This is a genomic window from Pseudomonas sp. PvP100 (assembly GCF_017833055.1).
In the GTDB taxonomy this organism is placed as follows: Bacteria; Pseudomonadota; Gammaproteobacteria; order Pseudomonadales; family Pseudomonadaceae; genus Aquipseudomonas; species Aquipseudomonas syringae.
The window spans coordinates 5,999,208-6,008,248 of record NZ_JAFIBO010000001.1 but is presented as its reverse complement, the minus strand read 5'-3'; the positions used below and the strand labels follow the sequence as shown (position 1 = coordinate 6,008,248).

Sequence of the window (9,041 nt, the reverse complement as noted above, 5' to 3'; positions counted from 1 at the left end):
TGACTGCCTCATCAGCCCGGCTTCCTGCAGTACATCGCGAATCTTCTTTTCAACGAGCGCCTCAAATCGTTTCATCGAGTTGACCTGATTGGCGAACGCTGTTCTCAGAAAAGGCTCGTTGGTCCAGCTTTGTACCAGGCCAGTACGAGCCTGAACCAAGGCTGCACGACGTCGGAACAGGCTCAGAAGCTGCCGATAAAGCGGGCTCGCAGGTATCCAGGGCCGCAACTCATCAAGTTCGTTTTTCAGGTATCGGGCCAACAAACGAGCATCTTGGGCATCGGTTTTGGCGCGTATGTTGACGCCTTTACGGTAATGACTGAGCTGATAGCCATCCACCATATAAACGTCACAGCCTGCTTCGTGGGCGGCATCCGCGAGCAGGACGTGATAGACGTTAGTGGCTTCGATGGCGATGGCGCAGCTGCTCGCCAAGGCCTTCAGCCATTGGGTGATGGCGACTTTGGTATTGGGGATTGCCTCAAGTCGATCATATTGATCGTGGTAGATCACCAGCTCATTCTTGGCGACATCTACACCGATGATCGGTTTTTCCAGAGTAACCCGCATTGCCATAACGCCTCCTCGGGGATAAGGTTTACAGACTTGAAGGGGCCACCCAGAGGCGCAGGCTTGTTTCTATCGTAGGTTGTGAGCCTTAAGCATTCTTTATCGGCGCTTGGGTGAAAGGAGGAGGGGTGAAATCTCCTACGGGTCTGTACTGCGCGAACAGTCAGAAGCGAACTAAGTCCCTCCTCCTCCCTTCAAGTCTTACCATACAAGCGAACTTGTTCGCGAAAGCGCTATTCCTGACGCAGGAAATGCATCGACTGCACCGCCCTCTTCGCGAACAAGTTCGCCTCTACAAAAGCTCGCGGATAACCTGCAGGAGCGAACTTGTTCGCGAAAGCGCTATTTCTGACGCAGGAAATGCATCGACTGCACCGCCCTCTTCGCGAACAAGTTCGCCTCTACAAAAGCTCGCGGATAACCTGTAGGAGCGAACTTGTTCGCGAAAGCGCTATTCCTGACGCAGGAAATGCATCGACTGCACCGCCCTCTTCGCGAACAAGTTCGCTCCTACAAAAGCTCGCGGATAACCTGTAGGAGCGAACTTGTTCGCGAAAGCGCTATTCCTGACGCAGGAAATGCATCGACTGCACCGCCCTTTTCGCGAACAAGTTCGCTCCTACAAAAGCTCGCGGATAACCTGCAGGAGAACTTGTTCGCGAAAGCGCTATTCCTGACGCAGGAAATGCATCGACTGCACCGCCCTCTTCGCGAACAAGTTCGCCTCTACAAAAGCTCACGGATAACCTGCAGGAGCGAACTTGTTCGCGAAAGCGCCATTCCTGACGCAGGAAATGCATCGACTGCACCGCCCTCTTCGCGAACAAGTTCGCTCCTACAAAAGCTCGCGGATAACCTGTAGGAGCGAACTTGTTCGCGAAAGCGCTATTCCTGACGCAGGAAATGCATCGACTGCACCGCCCTCTTCGCGAACAAGTTCGCTTCTACAAAAGCTCGCGGATAACCTGCAGGAGCGAACTTGTTCGCGAAAGCGCTATTCCTGACGCAGGAAATGCATCGACTGCACCACCCTCTTCGCGAACAAGTTCGCTCCTACAAAAGCTCGCGGATAATCTGCAGGAGCGAACTTGTTCGCGAAAGCGCCATTCCTGACGCAGGAAATGCATCGACTCCTTCGCGAACAAGTTCGCGGCTACAAGGCCATCGGAACATCAGCGTGCTTCGCCCACTGTCCACATCAGGCCGCTGGCTCGGGCGCGCTCGTCACAGAGGCCGAGCACCACACGGCGCTCGTCGTTGCTCATGCGGCTCCAGCGGGTGATTTCGGTGACGGTTCGCTGGCAACCGGTGCATATATCCTGCTCATCCAGTGCACAAATACTTACACATGGGGAACGGACCGGTTTTTCGATCGGGGTATCAGTGCTCATCACTCTTCCTGCACCGCCAGGTCACGGGCGTAACGCTGGGCAATGTGTACGTAATGGGCTGCGCTGGCTTCCAGCATCTTCTTCTGCACGTCGGTGAGTTCGCGCACCACTTTACCCGGTGTGCCCATGACCAGCGAGCCATCAGGAATGACCTTGTTTTCCCCGATCAGCGAATTGGCGCCGATGATGCAGTATTTGCCGATCTTCGCCCCGTTGAGGATGACCGCATTGATACCGATCAGGCTGTAATCATCAACGCTGCAGCCATGCAGCATGGCGTTGTGGCCGATGGTCACGCCTTTGCCGATACTCAGCGGCGACCCCATGTCGGTGTGCATGACTGTACCGTCCTGCACATTACTGTTTTCACCAATGTGAATCAGCTCGTTGTCGCCCCGCAATACCGCGTTGAACCACACACTTGCGCCGGCCTCGAGCCTGACATTGCCGATCAGCGTTGCATTGGGAGCCACCCAGCTCTGCGGATCGGTCTGGACACGGGATTCTCCCAGGCGAAATTTCATGCAGCCTCCTCGGGCGGGTCGTACTCATGGGGACGAACTATAAACAGTGACGGTTAAGGTGCCAGCGGCTCAGATCGTCGACCGTTCGGGCGGATGATGCAGGCTGATTCTGGTGTCGTACAGCACGTTGACCAGCTCGACGATCATGATCGCGGTAAGCCCCCAGATCTTGTATTCACCGTAACGGTAACTGGGCACGTACCAGCTGCGACCCTCGTAATCGATGCGGTGAGTATGCTCGCGCGTGTCCTGACGAAAGAATTCCAGCGGCACGCTGAATACTGCAGCGATCTCGCCGTCATTGGGCTGGTATTCGACGAAGTCAGGTATCACCCCCACGTAAGGCGTGACCTTGATACCGTGCTTGGAGATCAGTGGACTCAATGGCCCGATCACCTCGACCAGCCCGGGAGGCAGGCCGATTTCCTCCTCGGCTTCGCGCAACGCAGTGAAAATCAGATCGGGGTCGCCGGGGTCGCGCCGGCCACCCGGAAACGCCACCTCACCGCCATGCGTCGACAGGCCACTGGCGCGCAGGGTCAGAATCAGCTCGGGTTGCTCGCTGCGGGTAATCGGCACCAGAACAGCCGCCTCGGGGAATTGTCGATCCGAGTCGAGGGTTTCTGGCGTGTGCCTGACTACACGGCGAAGTAGCTCATCCAGCATGGGAAATCTCGATCTGTTGCCTGTCTGGCATCATGCACCAAAGCAACGCTGCGCCCAAGCCCTTGTAGGACAACTCCTGTCACACAGAGGGTTGCCGAGCCGCTGCACGACAGGCCAAGATAGCGACTGCGTTCACTATCGACTGATCCCATGAAATTTTGCAGCCAGTGCGGCAACCCTGTTATCCAGCGCATTCCCGAAGGCGACAGCCGTTTGCGCTATGTCTGCGAGCATTGCCACACCGTTCATTACCAGAACCCGAACATCGTTGCGGGCTGTCTGGTGACGCTGGGCGGCAAAGTGCTGCTGTGTCGCAGGGCCATCGAGCCGCGTCTGGGTTTCTGGACGCTGCCGGCGGGTTTCATGGAAAACGGCGAAACCATCGAACAGGCTGCACGGCGCGAAACCATGGAGGAAGCCTGCGCCACCCTGAGCGAACTGCATCTGTACACCTTGATCGACGTGCCGCATATCAATCAGGTGCATGTGTTCTATCGTGGAGAGATGGCGAATGAGGCATTCGCCGCAGGCATCGAGAGCCTGGAGGTGCAGTTATTCGACGAAGCAGACATTCCATGGTCGGACCTGGCTTTCATGACAGTCGGGCGTACCCTAGAATACTTCTTCGCGGATCGGCGTCGCCAGGCCTACCCGGTTCACACCAGCGCCCTTCCCCCGTCACGTCCGTTGCTGCACACCTGAACGCCAGGGTCGCACACAACATCGGCGCTTTTTGTCAAAGAAGTATCTTCAGGGAAATTGTAATGCGCTGGTTGCTCGCCCTCTTTTGCATGTCGTTCATGCCGCTTTCGCAGGCCGCGTTTACTCAAACCATCGTGCCCAAGGGCAGCGAACAGAAAATCATCAATAACAAGGTCATCAATACCGAGAGTATCGCCAGCAAGCCGATCGATAAGGTGCTGGTGCTCAAGTCAGCGCGCCAATTGCAGTTGATCAGCGGTGGTGAGGCCTTGAAGACCTACCGAATCTCGCTGGGCAAGAACCCCAAGGGCACCAAGCTGCAGGAAGGCGACCAGCGCACGCCGGAAGGTTTCTACTGGCTCGACTGGCGCAAACCCAGCAATAACTACAACCTGTCGATGCACATTTCCTACCCGAATGTCTCGGACTCGGCACGCGCACGCTCCGAGGGCGTGAAACCGGGCAGCATGATCATGCTTCATGGCACACCGGTGGATGAAGAGTATCCGGAATGGTATTTCCACACGCTGGACTGGACCAACGGCTGCATTGCGCTGAAGAACAACGACATGCGGGAAATATGGGATCTGGTGAAAGACGGGACGATGATCGAAATTCGACCTTGAATGTGCGGCGTTGCGCATTCGCGAGCAAGCTCGCTCCCACAAGATTTATGTACAAGTCTGAGTGCGTAGCATTGGCACGATAGTTACAGGATGATTATCGTCCCCACGCTCCAGCGTGGTGACGCATTTCCGGACGCTCTGCGTCCAGCTTCAGAACTCTGCCAGCCGCCAGACTTCATAAGCAGGCGTTTCGTAAGGATGGCTCTGCTTGAGCGCCACCACCACGTGCTGAATCAGCTCGTCAGCGACAACAAGCTCAACCTTCCACTCTTCCACCGACTCGACCACACCGCCCTGCCCGATAAATGGCTGACTGCCATCCAGCGGGCGGAACTGACCCTGGCCGAGCACTTGCCACGAGCAGTGATCGTAAGCGCCGATTCGCCCTGCACCAGCAGCGAATATGGCGTTCTTGACCTCGTCCACATGGCTCGGTGGAACGAAGAAGGCGAGCTTGTACACGCGCCTTAGTTAACCCAGGCCCGCGCGTTGCGGAACATGCGCATCCAGGCAGCGTCCTCGTTCCAGTCCTCGGGACGCCACGAGTTCTGCACGGCACGGAATACACGCTCCGGGTGCGGCATCATGATGGTCACACGACCGTCGAGGGTGGTCATGCCGCCGATACCGCGTGGCGAGCCATTCGGGTTGGCCGGGTAGGTTTCAGTGACCTTGCCGTGGTTATCGACAAAGCGCAGTGCCACGGTGCCGGACACGTCCGCCTCGAGCAGTGCGTCGTCATTGCGGAACTCCGCGTGCCCTTCGCCATGCGCGATGGCGATCGGCATGCGCGAACCGGCCATGCCCTGCAGGAAAATCGACGCCGACTCCTGAACCTGAACCATGGCCACGCGCGCTTCGAACTGCTCGGAGCGGTTACGCACGAAATGCGGCCAGAACTCGCTGCCCGGAATCAGCTCGTGCAGGTTGGACAGCATCTGGCAACCGTTGCACACGCCAAGCGTGAAGCTGTCGGAGCGCTCGAAGAAGCCCTGGAATGCATCACGCGCGCGGCTGTTGAACAATGCCGACTTGGCCCAGCCTTCGCCGGCGCCCAGTACGTCACCGTAAGAGAAGCCACCGCAGGCGACCATACCCTTGAAGTCGTTCAGGTCGACACGACCAGCAAGGATATCGCTCATGTGCACGTCGATTGCGTTGAAGCCGGCACGATCAAAGGCTGCCGCCATCTCGACCTGACCGTTGACACCCTGCTCGCGCAGAACGGCAACCTGAGGACGAACACCCGTCTTGATGTACGGCGCGGCGATATCTTCATTGACGTCGAAGCCCAGCTTGACGGTCAGGCCCGGGTTGTCTTCTTCCAGCAGCGCATCGAATTCCTGATCCGCGCATTCGGCGTTGTCACGCAGGCGCTGGATCTGATAGCTGGTCTCGGCCCACTGACGTTGCAACAGACGGCGCTGGCCACTGAATACCGGCTCGCCATGGAAGCTGATCGACACTTCATCGTTGTTGATCGGCTGACCGATCACTGCCACGCAGTCTTCCAGACCAGCCGCGCTGAATTGCGCCAGCACCAGTGGAGTAGCGTCCTGACGTACCTGGATGACCGCGCCCAGTTCTTCGTTGAAGAGGATCGCGCTCAGTTCGGAGACGTTGTCGGCAACACCGTCGAGGTGCAGGTTCAGACCGCAGTGACCGGCGAAAGCCATTTCCAGCGTGCTGACCAGCAGACCACCGTCGGAACGGTCGTGATAGGACAGGATATGACCGTCGGAATTGAGGCCCTGAATCACCGCGAAGAAGGCCTTGAGGTCTTCAGCGTCGTCGACGTCCGGAGCGACGCGGCCGAGCTTGCCGTGAGTCTGCGCAAGAATCGAGGCGCCCATGCGGTTCTGGCCACGCCCCAGATCTATCAGGATCAGGTCGGTGATGCCCTTGTCCATGCGCAGCTCGGGCGTCAGGGTCTGACGGATGTCGACCACTGGCGCAAAGCCCGTCACGATCAATGACAGCGGCGAGGTCACGCTCTTTTCGGTGCCCTCGTCGCTCCAGCGGGTCTTCATGGACATCGAGTCCTTGCCCACTGGAATGGTGATCCCCAGTTCCGGACACAGCTCCATGCCGACCGCTTTCACGGTGTCATAAAGACGCGCGTCTTCTCCAGGGTGACCAGCCGCCGACATCCAGTTGGCCGACAGTTTGATGTCAGAAAGCTTTTCAATACGCGAGGCCGCGATGTTGGTCAGCGTTTCGCCGATCGCCATACGGCCCGAAGCCGGAGCATCCAGCAACGCCAGCGGAGTCCGCTCGCCCATCGCCATGGCTTCGCCGGTGTTGACGTCGAAGCTGGTGGCGGTGACGGCGCAGTCAGCCACAGGCACCTGCCATGGACCGACCATCTGATCGCGAGCAACCAGGCCGGTAATGCTGCGGTCACCGATGGTGATCAGGAAGCTTTTGCTGGCGACGGCCGGGTGGCGCAATACGCGCTGCACACTTTCTTCGATGTCCAGCGTGCTCGGGTCGAAATCATCGCCGATCTCTTCTTCTCTGGCGACCGAGCGGTGCATGCGCGGCGCCTTGCCCAGCAGGACTTCCAGCGGCATGTCTACCGGACTGTTACCGAAATGACTGTCGGTGACGGTCAGTTGCGGCTCTGCAGTGGCTTCGCCGACAACCGCAAACGGGCAGCGCTCGCGCTCGCAGATAGCCTTGAAGCGCTCGAAGTCTTCGACGCCCACGGCCAGCACGTAACGTTCCTGGGATTCGTTGCTCCAGATTTCCAGCGGGGCCATGCCCGGCTCGTCATTCGGTACGTTACGCAGTTCGAAACGTCCGCCGCGGTCGCCATCGTTGACCAGTTCGGGGAAGGCGTTGGACAGACCACCGGCACCCACGTCGTGGATGAAGCTGATCGGGTTACGGTCGCCCAACTGCCAGCAGCGGTCGATGACTTCCTGGCAACGACGCTCCATCTCGGGGTTTTCACGCTGAACCGAAGCGAAATCCAGGTCTGCAGAACTGGTGCCGGTCGCCATTGAGGAAGCCGCCCCGCCACCCAGGCCGATCAGCATCGCCGGGCCACCCAACACGATCAGCTTGGAACCTACAGTGATCTCGCCCTTCTGGACGTGATCTTCGCGGATATTGCCCATACCGCCCGCCAGCATGATCGGCTTGTGGTAACCACGAACCTCGTCACCGTGCGGCGTAGTGATGGACTGCTCGAAGGTACGGAAATAGCCGGTCAGCGCCGGGCGACCGAATTCGTTGTTGAACGCCGCGCCACCCAGCGGGCCTTCAATCATGATGTCCAGCGCAGTCACGATGCGCTCGGGCTTGCCGTACGGCACTTCCCAAGGCTGTACGAAACCGGGGATCTGCAGGTTGGAGACGGTGAAACCGGTCAGCCCCGCCTTGGGCTTGGCACCGCGACCGGTCGCACCTTCGTCGCGAATCTCGCCGCCGGAGCCAGTCGCCGCGCCAGGAAACGGCGCAATGGCGGTCGGGTGGTTGTGGGTCTCGACCTTCATCAGAATATGCACCGGCTCCTGAACCGCGCCGTACTGACGGGTTTCAGGGTCCGGGAAGAAGCGACCGGCGACGTTGCCGACGATCACCGAAGCGTTGTCCTTGTAAGCGGACAGCACGCCTTCGCTGTGCATCTGGTAGGTGTTCTTGATCATGCCGAACAGGCTTTTTTCCTGGCTCTGGCCGTCGATGTCCCAACTGGCGTTGAAAATCTTGTGGCGGCAGTGCTCGGAGTTCGCCTGGGCAAACATCATCAGCTCGATGTCGTGCGGGTTGCGCCCCAGACCATTGAAGCTGGTGATCAGGTAATCGATTTCATCTTCGGCGAGAGCCAGGCCCAGCTCGACGTTGGCTTTTTCCAGCGCCGCGCGGCCGCCACCCAGAATGTCCACCGCGGTCAGCGGCTTGGGCTGGGCGTGGCTGAACAGGTTGGCAGCCTGCTCGAGGTCGCCCAATACCAGTTGCGTCATGCGGTCGTGCAGGCTGTCGGCGATTACCTGAGCCTCGGTCTCGTTGAACTGGCCTTCTACATAGAAGGCAATCCCGCGCTCGAGGCGCTGGATTTTGCTCAGGCCGCAATTGCGAGCGATGTCGCTGGCCTTGCTCGACCAGGGTGAAATGGTGCCAAAACGCGGCAACACCAGAAACAGACGGCCGCTCGGCTCTTGAACCGGCACGCTGGGGCCGTATTTCAGGAGACGGTCGAGAACCTGCTGTTCTTCGCTGGTCAGAACGTCGTTGACGTCAGCGAAGTGAGCGAATTCGGCGTACAAGCCACTGACAGCTGAAACTTTTTGTTTCAGTTGTTCTAGTAATTTGCTGTGGCGGAAAGCAGAAAGGGCAGGAGCACCGCGCAGGATCAACATCTTCGGGACAGCCTCGAGAAGGGGGTGTGCTTTGAGGCCGCATATTCTAGCCTAAACCGGGCATTTGATCACCCAAAACGGCGGCATCCGCTGCGCCCGAATGTCGCCCCAGGCAAAAAAACTCCGGAAATGCCGGTAAAAGCCCCTCGCCTATCAGACGCAAGCTTCACTGTCGAGATATGGCGCCCGGTGCGCTTT

At 58.6% G+C, this 9,041-nt stretch carries 8 protein-coding genes; 2 read left to right on the top strand and 6 right to left on the bottom strand.

Annotated elements, in window-relative coordinates:
* From JOE39_RS26235 to JOE39_RS26220, 4 genes are all read right to left on the bottom strand, one after another.
* The coding region (locus JOE39_RS26235) for a transposase (RefSeq protein WP_210080218.1) at positions 1-576 on the bottom strand (576 nt) is incomplete at its 3' end.
* 1,166 nt (positions 577-1,742) lie between these two features.
* Positions 1,743-1,961 (bottom strand): DUF1289 domain-containing protein, encoded by a 219-nt coding sequence (locus tag JOE39_RS26230; RefSeq protein ID WP_003415455.1) that lies wholly within the window; start codon positions 1,959-1,961, stop codon positions 1,743-1,745.
* On the bottom strand, positions 1,961-2,485 hold the full coding sequence (locus JOE39_RS26225; RefSeq protein ID WP_210078073.1) for a gamma carbonic anhydrase family protein: 525 nt from the start codon (positions 2,483-2,485) through the stop codon (positions 1,961-1,963). Before JOE39_RS26225 ends, JOE39_RS26230 begins: the two co-directional genes overlap by 1 nt.
* A gap of 69 nt (positions 2,486-2,554) precedes the next feature.
* Complete coding sequence (locus JOE39_RS26220) at positions 2,555-3,151, bottom strand: CoA pyrophosphatase (protein WP_003339685.1); 597 nt, start codon at positions 3,149-3,151, stop codon at positions 2,555-2,557.
* A gap of 150 nt (positions 3,152-3,301) precedes the next feature.
* Between JOE39_RS26220 and JOE39_RS26215 the strand changes: the two genes are divergently transcribed.
* Together JOE39_RS26215 and JOE39_RS26210 are read left to right on the top strand one after the other, a co-directional pair.
* Positions 3,302-3,853 carry an NUDIX hydrolase gene (locus JOE39_RS26215; RefSeq protein ID WP_024662088.1) on the top strand — a complete coding sequence of 184 codons (552 nt, stop codon included), beginning with the start codon at positions 3,302-3,304 and terminating at the stop codon, positions 3,851-3,853.
* 62 nt (positions 3,854-3,915) lie between these two features.
* On the top strand, positions 3,916-4,479 hold the full coding sequence (locus JOE39_RS26210) for a L,D-transpeptidase family protein (protein ID WP_003314209.1): 564 nt from the start codon (positions 3,916-3,918) through the stop codon (positions 4,477-4,479).
* A gap of 150 nt (positions 4,480-4,629) precedes the next feature.
* Here JOE39_RS26210 and JOE39_RS26205 read toward each other — a convergent pair whose 3' ends face one another.
* Complete coding sequence (locus JOE39_RS26205) at positions 4,630-4,941, bottom strand: YqfO family protein (RefSeq protein ID WP_004403161.1); 312 nt, start codon at positions 4,939-4,941, stop codon at positions 4,630-4,632.
* 5 nt (positions 4,942-4,946) lie between these two features.
* The gene (purL, locus tag JOE39_RS26200) at positions 4,947-8,843 is read right to left on the bottom strand and encodes a phosphoribosylformylglycinamidine synthase (protein ID WP_004403160.1); all 3,897 of its coding nucleotides are present in this window, start codon (positions 8,841-8,843) and stop codon (positions 4,947-4,949) included.
* Positions 8,844-9,041 lie beyond the last annotated feature (198 nt).